This is a genomic window from uncultured Bacteroides sp. (genome assembly GCF_902491285.1).
Lineage (GTDB): Bacteria > Bacteroidota > Bacteroidia > Bacteroidales > Bacteroidaceae > Bacteroides.
Map to the genome: position 1 here is coordinate 16,982 of NZ_CABUHK010000057.1, position 20,465 is coordinate 37,446.

Sequence of the window (20,465 nt, forward strand, 5' to 3'; positions counted from 1 at the left end):
ATAATAAAAGAAAAACAATGATTAATCTATATACTGTAACTTATACCACTCAATAAATTTTCGTATGCCATCCTTTAATGCGACTTTGGGCTTATACCCCACTTCTTGTTCTAAATGTGTAGTATCAGCAAATGTTTGATAAACATCTCCAGGTTGCATAGGCAAAAAGATCTTTTCAGCTTTTTTCTCAAGTGTGTTTTCTATCATCTCAATAAATTTCATCAATTTGATAGGTTTAGAACAACCGATATTATACACAATGTGCCTTCTGTCATTATGCAATGAAGGCATTTTCTCCAAAACTTTTATTATACCTTCTACTATATCGTCAATATAAGTAAAATCTCGTTGCAAATCACCATTATTAAACACTTTAATCGGTTTACCATTAGCTATAGCTTCAGTAAATAACATTGGAGCCATATCCGGCCGTCCCCATGGGCCATATACTGTAAAAAAACGTAAGCCTACAGCCGACAAATCATACAATCTAGTATAAGCACTAGCCATTAATTCATTAGCTTTTTTAGTCGCAGCATATAAACTTACAGGATTATCTACTTTATCATCCTCAGAAAAAGGTACTTTATCATTCGTTCCATATACACTACTTGAAGAAGCATATATCAAATATGGCACTTTATTATGTCGACAAGACTCTAAAATATTAACAAACCCAACTAAATTACTATCTACATAAGCAAAAGGATTTAATATAGAATAACGTACTCCAGCCTGTGCAGCCAAATTTATCACCCTATCAAAATTTTCTTTTTCAAATAATAAAGGCAGTACGTTACGGTCTTCTAAGTTCAATTGTATAAATTGAAAATGCGGCAAGGAACTTTTTATCAATCTTCCATATTTAATATCTTTATTATCAATTCCTAATATTGCTAAACGAGCATATTTCAAATTTATGTCATAATAGTTGTTTATATTATCCAAACCTATGACTTCATCTCCTCTTTCCAAAAGTCGTTTAACTGTATAAAATCCAATAAACCCTGCTGCACCTGTAACTAATATTTTCATTATCCAATTTTATAATAAGAAAAACCCATATTCTTCAGTTCAGTTTTATCATATATATTACGTCCATCAATAATTACATTATCATTCATGGATTTCTTCAATACATTCCAACTCGGCATACGGAATTCCTTCCATTCAGTCACTAGCATTAAAGCATCAGCGTCTACTGTTGCATCATACATATCTTTACTATACACAACTTTTTCTCCAATACGTCTTTGACACTCTATCATGGCAATAGGATCATATACTTTAACTACGGCTCCAGCATTTATCAATAAATCAATTAGAACCAAAGCCGGAGCTTCACGCATGTCGTCTGTATCTGGTTTAAAAGCTAATCCCCACATAGCAATAGTTTTACCTTTCAAATCTCCATTAAAATGATGGTATAGTTTATTGAATAGAACAGCTTTTTGCCTCTCATTTACATCCTCAACAGCTTTTAGTATTTTCATATCATAGTCGCTCTGCTCAGCAGTTTTAATTAAAGCTTTGACATCTTTAGGAAAACAGCTTCCTCCATAACCACATCCTGCATATAAGAATTTTTTTCCGATACGTGTATCTGTTCCGATTCCCTTACGAACCATATTAATATCTGCACCAACTATTTCACACAAGTTAGCTATATCATTCATAAATGAAATACGAGTAGCAAGCATAGAATTAGCAGCATATTTTATCATTTCAGCACTCGGTACATCAGTAAAAATCATACGATCTCCACTAAGCATAAACGGTTTATAAAGACGTGCCATAATTTCTTTCGCTTTTTCACTACTCACTCCCACTACAACTCTATCTGGCGACATGAAATCACGGACTGCTGTTCCTTCTTTCAAAAACTCAGGATTAGAAGCGACATCAAAATCCAAACATAAATTACGTTTGTCTAATTCTTCTTGAATTACCTTCTTTACCTTAAGAGCCGTACCAACAGGTACAGTACTTTTGGTTACAATCACCAAATAATGATTCATATTACGCCCAATGGTTCTGGCGACTTCCAATACGTATTTCAAATCAGCGGAACCATCTTCATCAGGAGGTGTTCCTACTGCACTAAAAACAGCTTCCACATGATCTAAGACAGAAACTAAATCACTTGTAAAATGCAATCTACCAGCTTTCGTGTTTTTGTAAATCATATCCTCTAAACCAGGCTCGTAAATTGGAACTATTCCTTTATTCAAATTATTAATTTTTTCTTGATTGACATCCACACAAGTGACATTAATGCCCATCTCTGAGAAACATGTACCAGATACCAGTCCTACATACCCCGTACCAACAATTGCTATATTCATAATTATATAATTTCTTGTTATACTAATATTTTCTCCAAACCATTTTATTTATAATTCCAGTGTAGCTTTGAATAAGTTTTATCACTTTATTAGAAACAGTTTCATCTGTATAGTTCGGTACAGGCACACCGTAGTCTCTATTATGATACATTTCCACAGCTACATCCACTGCTTGAAGTAATGACTTTTCATCAATTCCCGCAAGAAAGAAAACCCCTTTATCTAAAGCTTCCGGACGTTCGGTAGAAGTGCGAATGCAAACTGCTGGAAACGGATGCCCAATGCTTATGAAAAAACTACTTTCTTCCGGAAGCGTACCACTATCACTCACCACTGTAAAAGCATTCATCTGAAGACAATTATAATCATGAAACCCCAGTGGCTCATGCTGAATCACACGTGAATCAAACTGAAAACCATTTGTTTCCAATCTTTTTTTTGATCTTGGATGACAGGAATAAAGAATTGGCATATCATACTTCACAGCCATAGCATTAATAGCTGTAAAAAGTGAAAGAAAATTTTTATCCGTATCTATATTCTCTTCTCTATGAGCACTTAAAAGAATATATCTCCCTTTTTCTAGCCCTAATTTTTTATGAATATCTGATTTTTTTATATAGTCAAGATTCTCATGAAGTACCTCGGCCATTGGCGAACCAACAACATAAGTGCGTTCTTTTGCCACACCAGACGCGTTAAGATAACGACGTGCATGTTCAGAATAACACATGTTTACATCGGAAATAATATCAACAATTCTACGATTAGTTTCTTCAGGCAAACATTCATCAAAACAACGATTTCCAGCCTCTATATGAAAAATCGGAATATGTAATCGTTTTGCCCCAATGACACTCAAACAACTATTTGTATCACCTAATACCAATACTGCTTCTGGTTGAGTTTGAAGCATTAATTTATAACTGGCATTTATAATATTCCCCATTGTTTCTCCCAGATCTTCACCCACTGTGTCTAAATAGATATCAGGTGCTTTCAACTTTAGATCTTTGAAAAAGACTCCATTTAAATTGTAGTCATAATTCTGTCCTGTATGAGCTAACAAGCAATCAAAATATTGGCGACTTTTTTTTATGATAGCTGCCATACGAATAATTTCGGGCCTAGTTCCGACTATAATTAAAAGCTTCAATTTACCATTATCACAAAACTTTATATTTGGATCTTTTAATTTTGTTTCCATTGTCATATATTAAACTTCTTCAAAATAAGTATCAGGATTATTCGGGTCAAAACATTCGTTACACCAAATAAAAGTCACCAAATCCGTTTCTCCAGTATTTTCGATATTGTGCGTGTACCCCGTAGGAATGTCTATCACCTCTATCTTATCCCCTGAAACATGGTATTCAATAACTTCACTACCCGGCTGACGCATATCACGAAAACGAATTACGCCTTCTCCACTTATTGCCACAAATTTTTCATTCTTTGTGTGATGCCAATGGTTACCCTTCACAACATGAGGTTTCGCTATATTTACAGAAAACTGTCCACGATCATCCGAACGAATGATTTCTGTAAAACAACCTCGATGGTCGACATTCATTTTCAGCGGATAACTGAAATGATCTGTCGAAAGATATGAAAGATACGTGGAATACAACTTTTTGGTAAAAGCATCACTCATATCAGGAACACTTAAATTCCGCCGACTATCTTTAAAGCTATAAAGTAAATCAACAATGGCCCCCAAGGTTATCGTATGCACTACAGGAACAGTACAAAAATCACCCTCACTATGCTCTTCTCCACATAAGGCCGCAATTAACTCATTCACCACATCGTCCACATATACCAACTTCATGATCACGTCAGGATCATTTACCTGTATAGTTAGGTCATTTGCTATATTATTACAGAAGGTAGCAATGACGCTATTATAGTTCGGACGACACCATTTACCAAACACGTTGGGAAAACGGTAGACCAATACCTTTGCTCCTGTTTCTTTTGAGTAGTTGAACATCAACTGTTCTCCGGCACGTTTTGATTCGCCATAAGGATTATTTAAAGCAGCCTGTGTAGATGAAGAAATCATCACGGGACATTTATTCCCATACATTTTCAACGTATCAAGTAGCGTGGAAGCAAAACCAAAGTTTCCTTTCATAAAATCGGCCTGTTCTTTTGGACGATTGACACCTGCAAGATTAAAAACAAAATCGGCATTTTTGCAATAGACTTCCAGCTCAGCAGGATCGCTGTCTATATCATATTCAAAAACTTTCAATTCATTATCAGGCAAATGATAATTCTTCGCTTTTCCGCTCTGAATATTGTGCAATTGGGATACCAAGTTACGCCCGACAAATCCTTTGGCACCGGTTACTAATATATTCATATTGATTGATTATTTAAACTCACCCTATACCAAGGAAGAAAAATTAGGCAACAATTCAAATTGAGTAAATGAAATTTATTTCTTATATGAAGTATTCGAATAAAAGAAGAAAGTATCATTCACTTCTAATTTCTTTTGCCTTAGCATGTTCGACCAACCCTAAATCTTCTTGAATAAAACGAAGGCGCATCAATTGCTCTTTCATGCCTTCAATATCCAAACGACGAGTATTATGACTATGATAATCTTCAATTCTTGAAACATCCTCACTACCTTGAGTAAAGAACTTATCATAGTTCAAATCACGATTATCACATGGAATGCGATAATAATCTCCCATATCTATCGCCTTCGCCATTTCTTCACGAGTAACTAATGTTTCATATAATTTTTCTCCATGACGAGTACCTATTATTTTCACTTCCGTTTCTCCATACTTCGGATTTACTTTTACATAAATTTGCTTTAACGCTTCAGCCAATGTAGAAAGTGTAGCAGCAGGAGCTTTTTGTACAAACAAATCACCATTATGTCCATGCGTAAATGCATATACTACTAAATCCACTGCATCATCTAACGTCATCATGAAACGTGTCATATTTGGATCAGTAATAGTAATCGGATTACCTTCCATTATCTGTTCCACCCACAAAGGAATTACTGAACCACGACTTGCCATTACATTACCATAACGAGTACAGCAAATAGTAGTCTGGGCATTTTCGCCCAATTCACGTCCTTTAGAAATAGCAACTTTTTCCATCAAAGCTTTAGAAATACCCATTGCATTTATCGGATAAGCAGCCTTATCAGTAGAAAGTACAACTACATTCTTTACACCATGTTCAATTGCAGAAAGTAACACATTTTCCGTACCTAATACATTAGTACGAGTAGCTTCCATCGGAAAAAATTCACAACTAGGCACCTGCTTTAAGGCTGCGGCTGCAAAGACATAATCCACCCCGCGCATAGCAATATCAACAGATGTTTTGTTACGTACATTACCAATATAAAACTTTACCTTCGAATTTTGCAGGCGATGACGCATATCATCTTGCTTTTTCTCGTCACGGCTAAAAATGCGGATTTCCTTAATATCGGAGTCCAAAAAACGTCTTAATACAGCATTTCCAAATGAACCTGTACCGCCTGTAATTAACAGGACTTTGTTTTTAAATACTGACATAGTTATATTACAAATTATTCACTAAAAAATTTTTCAAATTGCATGCTATTTTTTTACTAGAAAAATTTTCCCGAACAAACGTTCGTCCTTCACATGCAACAGACAAAGCATCATCATAATGTTCCATTATATATATTATCTTATCTGCATAAGCTCGCGGATCACATGGAGATACCAAATAAACATGTTTTCCATCTGAAACAAATTGTGCTATTTCTCCAACAGCAGTAGCAATAGTTGGGACACCACTTAAAAGATATTCTCCTAATTTAGTAGGAAACCCACCTTCTGCTCGCCGAGTCATAGGTTGTGATGTTACTAATATCTTAGCTTGAGAAAGAATAACAGGAACAACATTATAATCAACACGTCCCTTAAAAAATACTTTATGTGTAAGTTCTAATTCTTTTATCAAAGATTCTAATACTATCCGATCATTCTCTTTCGGAATACCATATAAATGCAATTCAAGTGAAGGATAAATATCACAAACCAATCTAAAAGCATTAATAATATTGGTTACATTATCCTTAGCTAATTCCATGTTACCCATGTAACACAAATACGGAGGTTCCAAATCCCTTTGCTTTAAATTAATGCAGTTAAATCTATCAATATCTGTTATAGTTGGAAGAATATGTGTAGGCTTTAATGATATTTCATTATTAAAAAAGTCACTTAATGCTTTAGTCATCAAGATTCGAACTTTAACTCCCCAAAATAAAATCTTATAACTACAAATTTTCCACCAAGGTAACTTATCTTTTAATTGTTCCCTTATAGGAATCGGATATTCATCCCCAATAAATGCCAAACGGATTCCTAAAATTCTCAAAGATAAAACAAAAAACGCCATAAAATGCAAAGCATCAAAACTCAAAAATACAAAATCAAATGCCCGTTCCTTATTTTGTTTATAAATATATCTCACAGTTTTAAATAATGCCAATGGGCGATCGTAAAACACCTTTTTCAATGTAGGCGATTTAGCTTTACGCTCATGCATATAGTGGTAATTAACATTAGATATTGTACCAGACATAGGAGCATTATACTCTTTGAGTTTTGGCTGAAATATAATGATATCAACATCTATCCCGTTTTCTCGTAATCCTTTACCGTATGCTATAATGCGATTTGTAGGAGCCATCCCTTCAGGGAATGTATAATAACAAAGAATGCCGACTCTATTTAACGATACATTTTGCATATTCTTTTTGACTTAATGATATTATTCCTAAAAAGATTAATAAATAAAAGAAATCTCTATTAGTCACATCTTGGGAAAATAATAATGTCAACACAACAATAAAAACTGCTATTTTTACAATCATTTTCCTTTCATAAAAAATAATAGCCAAACTTTTATACAGCAAATAAAAATATCCCAAAGCCAGTGGAATACCCCATATAACTGCAATTATAGAGATCCCATTTGGTGAAACATGTCCAGAACTCATCATAATATCCATAGTTGTAGTAGGCCATTCATTTACACCATAACCTATTAAAGGAGCTAATTTTATCTTTTCCAAATGATAAAAAAGAGCACCAAAACGAGAATATGAAACATCTGTTTGAGCCATTTGATCCATAATTTTTTCCTGCATAAAATCCAAAGACATTACCTGCCAAATCACTAAAGGAATACATAAGAGAAAAAGCAATTTCCAAATAGCAACTTTTTTCCCTATAAAGACATAGAAAACTAAAAGAATAAGAGTTGCAACATATCCTGTAGTAGAAAAAGTCGAAATATTCGCCAAAAGCAGTATAATATTCCGCATATTAAACAATGAAAGTCCATTAAACAAATTAATCGCTAAAGCCATTGTTATAAAAACTGTAAACATCCCCGGCTCCCAAAAAGGTCCACTGTTTCTTATTGAATTTGCAGTATTAATAGTATACACATAAATGCTCTCACTAGGATTTGATGAATATTGTAAAAACTCTTCCGTGCGAAGTTCTGGCAAATAATGTGCTATACTTATCAATGTATTTTGGAATCCAGAAGAAATCATACACCCTATCCAAAATATTAAGCTCCATACTGATATGTAATAAATCAACAAAGGAAACAAGATTCTAAAATCTTTAATCACCCAAACAGCACACAAAGCTAATGTTAACATTCGAATAGACTGCGTAACAGCCACTGTCCAAGTTCCTTGATGATAAAGGTTTTGAATAAAAAACAAAACGAACATAAGTATTACAACACGAAACACATCACTCGGAACATATTTATGTTCTTTCCACGTTTTATATAAAACAATAGGAGTCAATAAATAAATAGCCTTTCCTAATCCAAAAAATGACATAAACCCAGTAATAGCTACAATATATATCAATAAGAAAAATTGAAATTTTTCATTCCTAATTTTCACTTGTTCCATATACCTGTAGCTCTAGAATTTATCAACTTATGGTATTGTACTCTCGCCCAACAATAATTACACAATGAGGTAATGGAAAATAATATTAACAAACCATTTAATCCCCACCATTGACTAAATAAAATACCTAATGGTACATATATACATGCCAATGACAAAGTCATAACTATTTGAATCCAAAGCTTTCCAATACCATTAATTATATAACCATACATCCCATACAACATCATTGCTACAGCATAAATGTATAGTATAAAAGTAGTCCATCCTGATATTTCGACAGAAGATTCTCCAATCCATATTCGATATGCCACGTTAGAGAAAACAAACATCAAGAAGCCTCCTACCGCCATTAGAGATGTAACAAGTCGCATTTTTCTAACAACATTTTTAATCCATAAATAATCCCCCTTGATGTAAGCTTCAGTAGTCGCTGACCATAATGGTGTTACAATAATAGTAAATATCATAACTATCATATACATATATTTATATGCAATATTATATTGTACGACAGCATCATTCCCAATAGTATGTGTTACTATCAAATTATTTGTTTGAAAGAGTAATATGGATACAATTTGTATGATAAAAAATTTCACTCCCAATGACAATATATCTTTCACTTTATTCCACTCAAAATATTTAAAGGATGGAGCTAAAGAGTTGAATTTAAACTTAAAAATGACAAATGTAGACAACAATAACACCAACGGTGGAACAATTGATACTACTGAGCCTAATATAAATAATGAAGATATAAAATAAACCTTTGATAATACAAAAACTAACATATAAGAAACCAATTGTCCCAATAAAAGAATGAGTGATGATAGTGCAGGTAACTGCAAAGCATATAAAATCGAATTAATCAAACTAAACACAAATTGAAAGCAAAATGATACAAAAACCACTAGAACCAAAGAGTTCAATTCTTTTTCATTAATACTATATGCATTTAAAATCTTAACCCAAGGTAAATATCTATAGAACAAAACAAAGACAGCTATTAAAACTACTACAACTATAAAAATCACGATATAAGCAGTACTAATATATTTTCGTCCTAACAAATCATCATTGTGTGCTAACGCTTCAGCAAGTTTATTTCTCAGCCCATTTCCCAAACCTATGTCAAAGATTACAATCCAAGAGACCAATGAAGTAAGTGTTAACCATACTCCATAATTTTCCGAATTCATACTATGTAATAATAAAGGTACATATAGAAAACTAATAAGCATTGAAATACCCTTAATTCCTAACATAGCTATAATATTCTGCTTTGTTTTACGACTCCTTGTTACTACTTTTCCGCAATTATTATTTATTCTATCCATGCCCATTTTACACTATATTCTTCATACATGAAGATAAGTCTTATACCACTTTTTTCCAGTTAGCTTTTCGTGCTTTACGATAGCTCGATTAATAACAAGATGAGAAGTACACCAAAATATCAAATCGAAAAGAAGCATGAAAGTTGCATTAATATAAAATGACAATACAAAATTAGATACTACTAAAAATAAAGATAATAGCAATAATGTAACCATCACAGTACGCACCCTCATTCCTGTACGTAACAGTTTATGATGAATATGATTCTTATCCGGTAAAAAAGGATTGCGACCATCTTTTGCTCGAGAATAAAACACACGTACTACATCAAGTAAAGGAATAAGTAGCGTAGAAATAGTTACCATATTCAGATTTAATTCAAACGGATCCCAAGACTCTTGCCGTGTCCAAAAATGAAGAATCAAAAAACTAAGGATATAACCAAGAGTAAGACTTCCGGCATCTCCCATAAAGAGTTTTCGACCTGATACGCTAAATACATTATAATAATAGAAAGTAGCGACCACTCCCAAAGTAGCAGAAGCTAAAAGAGCATGAGTCCACTGACCAACAAATGCACAAACTATGATTAACAATCCCAATGCAATACAAGTAAGTCCTGAAGCCAAACCATCAATTCCATCTATCAAATTAATGGCATTCGTGATATAGACCACAAGAAAAACAGTTAAAGGCATGCCAATAAATGCAGGAATAGTATTAAGTCCCAATAATCCTCCCAAATCATTAATCCAGAGACCGGAAAGTGGTAAAAAAGAGGCTGAAAGAATCTGCACCACAAATTTATAACGATAACTCACCCCTACCAAATCATCCGCTACTCCAACAAGATAAAGCAATGTTGTGCCGGCAACGAGGAAAAGATAACGCATGAACAAGCTGGATGACCATATAGGAGCAACAGGTTCATTCATGTAATAACGAACCCCTGTAATAATACACAAAGATATTAATATAACAGGCAAAAAAGCTAAACCACCCAAACGAGGAACAGGAGTTTTATGTACTTTACGGGCATCAGGTACATCAAACAGACGTTTCTTATAGGAAATAAATATTATTCTTGGAATAACAATAGTGGCTAATAGTACTGAAAGTAAAAAAGTACCTCCAATATAAATATACATCATAACAATTTATCGTATTTTTAGGCTTAATTCTTTTCTCCAACCGGTTCCACATACCCCACCGGCATATCTGCACAAGCACAACCTAACATATTGAGCCTAACGGCAATCTTACTTTTTCCTTCTACCATCACAAGTTCCCCTACAAGCCCTGTCAAAGGACCTTTAACTACACGTACTTTCTCACCACGCGCCAAAGGAGCACTATTCATACAAACTGCTTCATCCGAATAATCGAGCATAAAGCGGAAACGAGCCATTTGTTCATCTGGAATTACAGTCGGACTGCTCTCACCACGCATTACCATATACCGACTTACTGTAGAGAAAGAAAGAACTTCTTTACGTTCTTTCGGATCTGCATGCACAAATACCATCATCGGAAGCAAAACGGATTCAACCACTTTACGACGGTCGCTCCATTGATGTACTTCCTGTTGGACCGGTACAAAATTCTCAATTCCCATTTTGGCTAAACGCTCTGCCACTTTCTTCTCGTGATGCATACGTACGAGAGCTACATACCAGCGTTTAGAGTGTGCTACGCCTTCCCCTGTCCCAATATTAGGCCCAGCATTTAAAGTTCCTTCTTTTCTTAGAATCATACTTTTTTACCCCTTATGTTTCTGTTACTTCTTAGGTAACGGAAACATAGGCGGCTGAAGACCTGCCACAATAACAAGAAGAAATGCATACAAATGGGGAAGTTTGAGAATTTTCTGCCTGATTTACAGAGTAATTCTTTCAGTGCAGACAATAGGAATCATTGAACATGAGACAAATACATTTCATGTTCGGATACATTTTTATTATATATTTAAATAAAAAGAGAAAAAAAAGGAAATTTGCTTGTACGCTATTAACAAATTTGTCTATATTTGCACCGAATAATTTCCGTTACCTAAGAAGTAACAACCGCGCATTCTAACTGAATATCAACTATTTAATATAATCATTATAAAATTCCCCTGCAATTCCTCACGTAAGAATAATTCAATCGGTTTACTTTTGTACGTTCGTCAAGTTCAAAGCCTTTTAGATAAATTTGTGTTGTCTTGATAGATTTATGGCCTAACGATTCACTTATCATTTCAATAGGAACTCCCCGATATTTAGCTGTAGTAGCCCAGGAATGCCGGAATGTATAAGAAGTTATGGCTGAATGAATATGTAACCTTTTGGCCAAGCTCTTCAGGTCGTTATTAAAACGACGCAAGGTGGATTGATATTCTTTATAGGCAGCCTCTTCGTCCCGCTTGTTCTTTCCGCTTAATATATAGAAAAGATAATCAGGATGTTCGGGAAGAGTTGACGAGTGGAAATTACGAAGTTGGGAGACAGTGTCTGACGCCGACTCTAATATTTCCACACTCATGGGAGTTCCTGTCTTAATACGATTGTACTTCAGAATATTTCCTTCCAGATTAGATTTTTCCAGATGAGCCAAATCGACAAAAGGCATTCCACAGAATAAAAACAATAGATTGGCAATGGCCTGTGTCCGTCGTAACTTATCGGACTGCGGGTCTTTGTAAAGCAACGTATGTAGTTCGTTTACCGGAATAGCTTTCTTCTGACGAGTATCCACTCCGGTGAATACATCACGAAACAAACGATGCACATAAGGAGCCTGGTGAGCATCTACCCCTTTATTATATATGCAACGTAACATCCGCATATAAGTAGAGATAGTGTTAAGCTTCAAGCGACAAGCCAACAAGTAGTTGCTGTATCGCCTCAAGTTCTCACGAGTAATTTGGCTGAATGACACACACGATGTCCTACAAAACACAGTGAAAGAGCGTAGCGCATTTTCATAAACATGTGCTGTAGCATAGCGCCCCTCACGGCGCAAGCACTCCACATAATTGTTTGCACATACAGTAAATCCGTCTTTTCTCATAATTTACTATTTATTAATTTATAAATTCAGCATGATATTACGAGAAATAGAACGAATTTCCAATAAAGATAGCTATTAACTAAGATTTTCTTATAAAATTTTTAATAACCTATACGATTTAATACTTAAATTGGCGTATCAGTCAGAAAGTAAACAGAAAAAGGCCATTCCCGAATAAACAGGAATGACCTTCTACTTTTCATTTCAACACGATGTTATCATGCTATCAAAAGCATGACATCCTGTTACTTATATTCCGCCCAACTCTTGATAGCGATATCATCGATACTCATCGTGCAGAAAGCATTAATGAATGCACTTGCGAGACGGGCATTCGTAATCAACGGAATATTCAGATCGATAGCCGCACGACGGATTTTGTATCCGTTGTCCAACTCTCCGGCTGTCAGGTTCTTCGGAATGTTGACTACCATATCAATCTCTTTGCTATGGAGCATTTCCAAGGCTTGCGGATGTCCTTCTTCACTCGGCCAATAGACATGAGTACTCTCAATACCGTTTTCGGCAAGTGCTTTGTGTGTGCCGCCGGTCGCAAAGAGTTTATACCCCTTATTCACCAACATACGGGCTGCATCCATCATATCGGCTTTCTGCTTCATCGTACCTGTAGAAAGCAGGATATTCTTTTTAGGGATGCGATAACCTACGGAAAGCATTGCTTTCAACACAGCACAGGAAGTATCAGTACCGATACAGCCGACTTCACCGGTAGAAGCCATATCTACCCCCAACACCGGATCGGCTTTCTGCAAACGGTTGAAGGAGAATTGAGAAGCTTTGATTCCAACATAATCCAGTTCGAAAAGATTCTTTTCCGGTTTTTCGACAGGCAAGCCGAGCATGACTTTCGTTGCCAGTTCAATAAAGTTTATCTTCAATACTTTACTGACAAACGGGAAGGAACGGCTGGCACGAAGGTTACATTCGATAACCTTGATATCATTGTCTTTTGCCAGATACTGGATATTGAACGGGCCGGAGATGTTCAGAGCCTTGGCAATTTCGCGGCTGATACGTTTGATACGGCGGACTGTCTCCACATATAGCTTTTGTGGCGGGAACTGAATAGTAGCGTCACCGGAGTGTACGCCCGCAAACTCGATATGTTCGCTGATAGCGTATGCTACAATTTCCCCATTTTGAGCTACAGCATCCATTTCCACTTCCTTGGCGTGCTCGATAAACTGGCTTACCACTACCGGATGCCTCTTCGATACGTTAGCAGCCAGTTTCAAGAAACGTTCAAGTTCTTCCTGATTGGAACAGACATTCATCGCGGCGCCTGAAAGTACATAAGACGGACGGACAAGCACGGGAAAACCTACTTCGTCAACAAACTCGTTGATGTCATCCATAGAAGTCAGTTCCCGCCAACGCGGCTGGTCTACTCCGATACGGTCGAGCATGGCAGAGAATTTTTCGCGGTCTTCGGCGTTGTCAATGCTCTTGGCGCTTGTACCGAGGATATTGATGTTCTGTGCATCCAGGCGCAACGCCAGGTTATTCGGAATTTGTCCACCGGTAGACACGATGACACCATGCGGATTTTCGAGTTCCAGAATATCCATTACACGTTCGAAAGTCAGTTCGTCGAAGTAGAGACGGTCACACATATCGTAATCCGTAGATACGGTTTCGGGATTATAGTTAATCATGACGCTGCGCCACCCTTCCTTGCGGATTGTGTTCAATGCCTGCACGCCACACCAGTCGAACTCTACCGAAGAACCGATACGATAGGCACCGGACCCCAGTACGACGATAGATTTATGGTCACCAAGATAATGAACATCGTTTGCTACGCCACTATAAGTAAGATACAGATAGTTAGTCTGTGCAGGATATTCGGCTGCCAGCGTATCAATCTGTTTCACAACCGGAAGAATACCGACACTTTTACGATGCTTACGGACATAGAGAATGCCATCCTCCATATCACCTTCGTAGCCAATGGCACGGGCAACCTGAAAATCCGAGAAACCTTGAACCTTAGCTTTACGAAGCAGTTCGTACGGCAAGTCTGCAATCTGTTTGTGGTTGTTTCCCCAGCTATGCAACTCTTCAGAAGTTTTCATGATATTCATCAGTTTCTGAAGGAACCATTTGTCTATTTTCGTCAGTTCGTGCACCTGGTCGATAGTGTACCCGGCACGGAATGCTTTCGAGATGACAAAAATACGTTTATCGGTCGGCTCACGAAGTGCTTTGTCAATATCTGGAATAACCAATTCCTTGTTTTCCACAAACCCGTGCATGCCCTGCCCTATCATCCGAAGACCTTTTTGGATAGCTTCTTCAAAGGTACGACCGATGGCCATTACTTCACCGACTGATTTCATGGAAGAACCCAATTCCTTATCTACTCCATGGAACTTACCCAAGTCCCAACGAGGAATTTTACATACTACATAATCCAAAGCCGGCTCGAAGAAAGCAGAAGTCGTTTTCGTTACAGAGTTTTTCAAGTCGAAAAGTCCGTATCCCAATCCTAGCTTAGCGGCAACGAAGGCCAACGGGTAGCCGGTCGCTTTAGAAGCCAAGGCCGATGAACGGGAAAGACGGGCATTTACCTCAATTACCCGATAATCTTCGGATTCCGGGTCGAAAGCATATTGCACGTTACATTCACCGACAATACCGATATGACGGATGATGCGTATAGCCAGTTCGCGGAGCTTATGGTATTCTTTGTTGGTTAGTGTTTGAGAGGGAGCAATAACGATAGACTCACCGGTATGGATACCCAGCGGGTCGAAATTCTCCATATTACAAACTGTGATACAGTTGTCGAAGCGGTCGCGTACTACTTCATATTCCACTTCTTTCCAGCCACGAAGTGATTTTTCCACCAGCACTTGCGGAGAGAAAGAAAAAGCCTTTTCTACGAGAACGTCCAGTTGTTCCTCGTTATCACAAAAACCGGAACCCAGACCACCCAACGCATAAGCAGCACGGACAATCACCGGATAACCCAATTCTTTCGCAGCACGACGGGCTGCTTCCGCATTTTCGACGGCTTCGCTCTTGATAGTCTTTACATTAATTTCGTTCAGTTTCTGCACGAAAAGTTCACGGTCTTCGGTATCCATAATAGCTTGCACCGGAGTACCGAGTACCTTTACATTATATTTTTCGAGGATTCCTTCCTTATATAAGGCCACACCGCAATTCAAGGCCGTCTGCCCACCGAATGCAAGCATAATGCCTTCGGGCTTCTCCTTCTGAATCACTTTCTCCACAAAGTACGGAGTCACCGGCAGGAAGTAGATTTGATCTGCTACTCCTTCGGAAGTCTGCACGGTAGCAATATTCGGGTTGATAAGAATCGTTTCAATCCCCTCTTCTTTCAAGGCTTTGAGTGCCTGCGAACCGGAATAGTCGAACTCACCGGCCTCACCGATTTTCAGGGCACCGGAACCCAACAGCAATACTTTCTTTATATTTTCTTTCATGATTGTCGGTTATTTAAGCAGGTTTACAAATTCGTCGAACAGAAATTCCGTATCCGTAGGGCCACTGGCTGCTTCCGGATGGAATTGTGCTGAAAACCAAGGATTCGTCTTATGCTTGATTCCTTCGTTGGAACCGTCGTTCATGTTGATGAAAAGCGGCTCCCAATCTGCCCCTAACGTATTATTGTCTACGGCATAACCGTGATTCTGGGAAGTGATGAAACAACGTTCCGTACCTACCATACGCACAGGTTGGTTGTGGCTACGATGTCCGTACTTCAATTTATATATCTTGGCTCCACCGGCTTTCGAGAGTAATTGGTTACCCATACAGATTCCGAAGATAGGAAGTTTTTCGTTTTCCATTGCTTTGCGGATATTTTGTACCGCAGCGTCACAGGTATCCGGGTCGCCCGGTCCGTTGGAAATAAATAATCCGTCAAACTCGAGTCCGTTGAAGTCATAATCCCAAGGCACACGAATCACTTCGACATCACGTTTCAGCAGACAACGGATGATATTAGTCTTTACTCCACAATCTACAAGAATAACTTTCTTTTTATCCGCACCTTCATTATAGCGAATCACTTCCTTGCAACTTACTTTATCTACGTAATTAACGCCTGCATAAGCAACTTCGGGAAGATTATCCGGGGCATCGTCAAAAACAATTTTTCCCATCATCACACCATGTTCACGAAGTACTTTAGTCAGTTCGCGGGTATCAATACCCGTGATACCGGGTACTTGCTCACGCTTCAGCCAGTCGCCAAGACTCTCGGCGGCATTCCAATGGCTGTATTCATAAGAATAGTCACTTACGATAATCGCTTCCGCATGGATTTTCTCACTTTCCATAAAAGTTGCAAGCCCGTTCGGTCCGATAGTAAAAGGGGGAACTCCGTAGTTACCTATCAGAGGATAGGTAAGCGTCATCAACTGTCCGGCATATGAAGGGTCGGTGAGACTCTCGGGATATCCGGTCATGGCAGTATTGAAAACTACTTCGCCCGCCACCGGCTTCTCGTAGCCAAACGACTTACCGGAGAACCGGCTCCCGTCGTCAAGGATTAATGTCACATTTCTCATTCTTATTATTGAATCATTGTATGGTTGTTAGAATTGATACATTTGCTCAATGTAATTGATGAATGCCCGGTTCACCATTTTCACACCACCTGGTGTAGGATAATTGCCGCTGAAGTACCAATCGCCCGTATGATTCGGACAAGCCTCATGAAGCCCTTCCAACGGCTGATAAACGATTTCTACTTTGGCTTTCGTCCCTTTCGGTGTCAGCAGTTCCACCATTTTGGCGGAGATTTCTTCATCAGTGAAAGGAGCATAGATGTCTTTTACATAGTTCACCATCTGCTCTTTCGGTAGTCCTACCTGGTCTTTGGATTTACGATAAGCAGCCGCAATCACATCTTTCATATCACGTTCTTTCAAAAGCTCGATAGCTGCCTTGAAAGCGATAAATTCGCTCATCTTCGCCATGTCTATACCGTAATAATCAGGATAACGCACTTGTGGAGAAGAAGATACGATGACAATCTTCTTCGGGCTGAGACGGTCGAGAATACCGATAATACTTTGTTTCAGTGTCGTGCCACGCACAATGCTGTCGTCAATTATCACTAGGTTGTCGACACCGGGTACAAGACTTCCGTATGTAATGTCATATACATGCGCTGCCAAGTCATTGCGGCTGTTTCCTTCAGCAATGAAAGTACGGAGTTTGATATCCTTGATAGCCACCTTTTCACTACGGATACGGCGGGAAAGGATGACTTCCAGTTCTTCCATATTCGGATTATGCCCCAATGCGGCAATCTGCTGCACTTTCTCTTCGTTCAGATAAACGTCCAGTCCTTGCAACATACCGTAGAAAGCTACTTCTGCAGTATTCGGGATAAAAGAAAAAACCGTATGATCGATGTCATTATTGATAGCCTTCAGGATTCTCGGAACCAATTTCTCGCCCAGTAGCTTTCTTTCTTTATAGATATCTACATCACTACCACGGGAAAAATAGATGCGTTCGAAAGAACAAGCCTGTTTTTCACGAGGCTTATTAATTTGTGATGTCCGCAGTTTACCTTCTTTGCTAATTAACAAAGCCTGTCCGGGTTGCAGTTCTTTAATTTCCTCTACAGGGACATTGAAAGCTGTCTGGATAACCGGACGCTCGGAAGCTAAAACAGCTATCTCGTCATCCTGATACCAGAATGCGGGGCGAATCCCCCACGGGTCGCGGATAGCGAAAGATTCACCGCTTCCGGTCAGTCCGCAAATAACGTATCCCCCATCCCACTCACGGCTGGAAGTACGCAATACATTAGCCAGGTCGATATGCTCTTCTATATAATTGGTGATACCCATACCGGTGAGCCCGTCGGCCTCGGCAAGATTAAAGACACGTTCTACTTCACGATCAAGACGGTGTCCCACTTGCTCCAGCATGATATAGGTATCGGCATATTTTCGCGGATGCTGGCCGATAGCTGTAATACGGGCAAAGATTTCGTCCACATTCGTCATATTGAAGTTACCGCAGAGAGCCAGATTCTTGGCGCGCCAGTTGTTTCTTCTCAAAAACGGATGTACATAAGAGATTCCGGATTTCCCGGTGGTAGAGTAACGGAGATGTCCCATATATGCCTCACCGGCAAAAGGCAAAGTTCGTTTGGCATACTCCGCATCATGCAATTGTTCGGGAGTCAAATCCTTGAAATTGGTCTGCACATTTTCAAAGATTTCGGTAATGGCACCGGAACCCAGAGCACGTTCGCGAAACATATATTCTTCGCCCGGATTGGCTTCCAGTTTCACGCAAGCCAGTCCCGCGCCTTCCTGCCCACGGTTGTGCTGCTTCTCCATCAGCAGATAAAGCTTGTTCAAACCATACATCCACGTTCCGTACTTCTTTTCGTAATACTCCAGCGGTTTAAGCAGGCGTATCATGGCAACGCCACATTCATGTTTCAATTGTTCCATTTATACAAATCCAAATTACCTGTTATATATATTACAAGGATTATTCCACAGTGACAGATTTAGCTAAGTTCCGGGGCTGATCCACGTCCATTCCCTTACAAACCGCAATGTGATAAGCAAGCAATTGAAGAGGTACCGTAGTAATTAACGGATTAAGACACTCGATTGTTTCAGGAAGCTCGATACTGCAATCGGCAATCTTGCTGATAACCGTATCTCCTTTTGTCACAAAAGCAATCACCTTTCCCTTCCGCGCCTTGATTTCCTGAATATTGCTCAGCACTTTTTCATACAAAGCGTTTTGAGTGGCAATCACTACTACGGGCATTTCCGCATCAATCAAAGCAATCGGACCGTGCTTCATCTCCGCAGCCGGATAACCTTCAGCGTGAATATACGAAATTTCTTTCAACTTCAACGCACCTTCGAGAGCTACGGGATAACTATATCCGCGTCCCAAATAAATAAAATTATGCGCATAGGTGAATGTTTTCGAGAGCTCCGCCAATTTATCATTCAACTCCAACACTTCTTTCATCTTCTCAGGAATCTGATTCAATTCCCGCACGACCGAAAGATAATACTGCTCGTCAATCGTTCCTTTTTCTTTAGCTAATGTCAATGCCAGCATCGCCAACACAGTGACCTGTCCCGTGAATGCTTTGGTAGAGGCCACTCCAATCTCCGGGCCTACGTGAATATACGAACCGGTGTGAGTGGCACGGGGAATCGAAGAACCGATAGCATTACAAATTCCATATATAAATGCCCCACGGCTCTTTGCCAATTCCACCGCAGCCAATGTATCGGCAGTCTCACCACTCTGCGAGATGGCAATCACTACATCTTGTTCGTTAATCACAGGGTCGCGGTAACGAAATTCGGAAGCATACTCCACTTCTACCGGTATGCGGCAGAAACTCTCAATCAGTTGTTTGCCGATAAGTCCGGCATGCCAGGAAGTTCCGCAAGCCACAATAATAAAACGTTTGGCACTCAGCAGTCTCTCCTTATTATCAATCACTGCCGAAAGCACTACGTTGTCCGCATCTACATTGATACGTCCGCGCATACAATCATGGATACAGTCCGGCTGTTCGAAAATCTCTTTCAACATAAAGTGCGGATAACCGCCCTTTTCCAATTGTCCGAGATTCAGTTCCACTTTCTTCACCTCAGGAGTCATTTCTACATTATTCAAATCAACGACTTTCAAATCTTCCCTCCTGCTTATTACAGCAATCTCTCCGTCTTCCAGATAAACCACCTTATCTGTATATTCTACAATCGGAGTGGCAT

General features: G+C 38.7%; 15 protein-coding genes. All 15 read right to left on the reverse strand.

The window, feature by feature from the left end; all coding sequences use genetic code 11:
* Window positions 1-21: 21 nt before the first annotated feature.
* Window positions 22-1,035 carry an NAD-dependent epimerase/dehydratase family protein gene (locus tag RDN93_RS14715; protein ID WP_308746214.1) on the reverse strand — a complete coding sequence of 338 codons (1,014 nt, stop codon included), beginning with the start codon at window positions 1,033-1,035 and terminating at the stop codon, window positions 22-24.
* Window positions 1,035-2,345, reverse strand: a complete 1,311-nt coding sequence (locus tag RDN93_RS14720) for a UDP-glucose/GDP-mannose dehydrogenase family protein (protein ID WP_308746215.1) — start codon at window positions 2,343-2,345, stop codon at window positions 1,035-1,037. Before RDN93_RS14720 ends, RDN93_RS14715 begins: the two co-directional genes overlap by 1 nt.
* A 22-nt stretch (window positions 2,346-2,367) precedes the next feature.
* Window positions 2,368-3,552, reverse strand: a complete 1,185-nt coding sequence (wecB, locus tag RDN93_RS14725; RefSeq protein WP_308746228.1) for a non-hydrolyzing UDP-N-acetylglucosamine 2-epimerase — start codon at window positions 3,550-3,552, stop codon at window positions 2,368-2,370.
* A 9-nt stretch (window positions 3,553-3,561) separates the two neighbouring features.
* Complete coding sequence (locus RDN93_RS14730; protein WP_308746216.1) at window positions 3,562-4,713, reverse strand: capsular polysaccharide biosynthesis protein CapF; 1,152 nt, start codon at window positions 4,711-4,713, stop codon at window positions 3,562-3,564.
* A 115-nt stretch (window positions 4,714-4,828) separates the two neighbouring features.
* Entirely contained in the window at window positions 4,829-5,902 is a 1,074-nt protein-coding gene (locus tag RDN93_RS14735) for a polysaccharide biosynthesis protein (protein WP_308746217.1), read from the reverse strand.
* A 7-nt stretch (window positions 5,903-5,909) separates the two neighbouring features.
* Complete coding sequence (locus tag RDN93_RS14740) at window positions 5,910-7,112, reverse strand: glycosyltransferase family 4 protein (RefSeq protein ID WP_308746218.1); 1,203 nt, start codon at window positions 7,110-7,112, stop codon at window positions 5,910-5,912.
* Complete coding sequence (locus tag RDN93_RS14745; protein WP_308746219.1) at window positions 7,090-8,301, reverse strand: hypothetical protein; 1,212 nt, start codon at window positions 8,299-8,301, stop codon at window positions 7,090-7,092. Before RDN93_RS14745 ends, RDN93_RS14740 begins: the two co-directional genes overlap by 23 nt.
* The gene (locus RDN93_RS14750; protein ID WP_308746220.1) at window positions 8,289-9,641 is read right to left on the reverse strand and encodes an MATE family efflux transporter; all 1,353 of its coding nucleotides are present in this window, start codon (window positions 9,639-9,641) and stop codon (window positions 8,289-8,291) included. Before RDN93_RS14750 ends, RDN93_RS14745 begins: the two co-directional genes overlap by 13 nt.
* A 21-nt stretch (window positions 9,642-9,662) precedes the next feature.
* On the reverse strand, window positions 9,663-10,793 hold the full coding sequence (locus tag RDN93_RS14755) for an MraY family glycosyltransferase (RefSeq protein ID WP_308746221.1): 1,131 nt from the start codon (window positions 10,791-10,793) through the stop codon (window positions 9,663-9,665).
* A 23-nt stretch (window positions 10,794-10,816) separates the two neighbouring features.
* Window positions 10,817-11,395: a UpxY family transcription antiterminator gene (locus tag RDN93_RS14760; protein WP_308746222.1), complete on the reverse strand. Its 579-nt coding sequence runs from the start codon at window positions 11,393-11,395 to the stop codon at window positions 10,817-10,819.
* 350 nt (window positions 11,396-11,745) lie between these two features.
* The gene (locus RDN93_RS14765) at window positions 11,746-12,693 is read right to left on the reverse strand and encodes a site-specific integrase (RefSeq protein WP_308746223.1); all 948 of its coding nucleotides are present in this window, start codon (window positions 12,691-12,693) and stop codon (window positions 11,746-11,748) included.
* A gap of 245 nt (window positions 12,694-12,938) precedes the next feature.
* Window positions 12,939-16,166: a carbamoyl-phosphate synthase (glutamine-hydrolyzing) large subunit gene (carB, locus tag RDN93_RS14770; RefSeq protein ID WP_308746224.1), complete on the reverse strand. Its 3,228-nt coding sequence runs from the start codon at window positions 16,164-16,166 to the stop codon at window positions 12,939-12,941.
* Window positions 16,167-16,175: 9 nt separating this feature from the next.
* Window positions 16,176-17,255, reverse strand: coding sequence for a glutamine-hydrolyzing carbamoyl-phosphate synthase small subunit (gene carA / locus RDN93_RS14775; protein ID WP_308746225.1), 1,080 nt, complete (start codon window positions 17,253-17,255; stop codon window positions 16,176-16,178).
* A 27-nt stretch (window positions 17,256-17,282) separates the two neighbouring features.
* Window positions 17,283-19,166, reverse strand: a complete 1,884-nt coding sequence (locus RDN93_RS14780) for an amidophosphoribosyltransferase (protein WP_308746226.1) — start codon at window positions 19,164-19,166, stop codon at window positions 17,283-17,285.
* 40 nt (window positions 19,167-19,206) lie between these two features.
* The coding region (gene glmS / locus RDN93_RS14785; protein ID WP_308746227.1) for a glutamine--fructose-6-phosphate transaminase (isomerizing) at window positions 19,207-20,465 on the reverse strand (1,259 nt) is incomplete at its 5' end.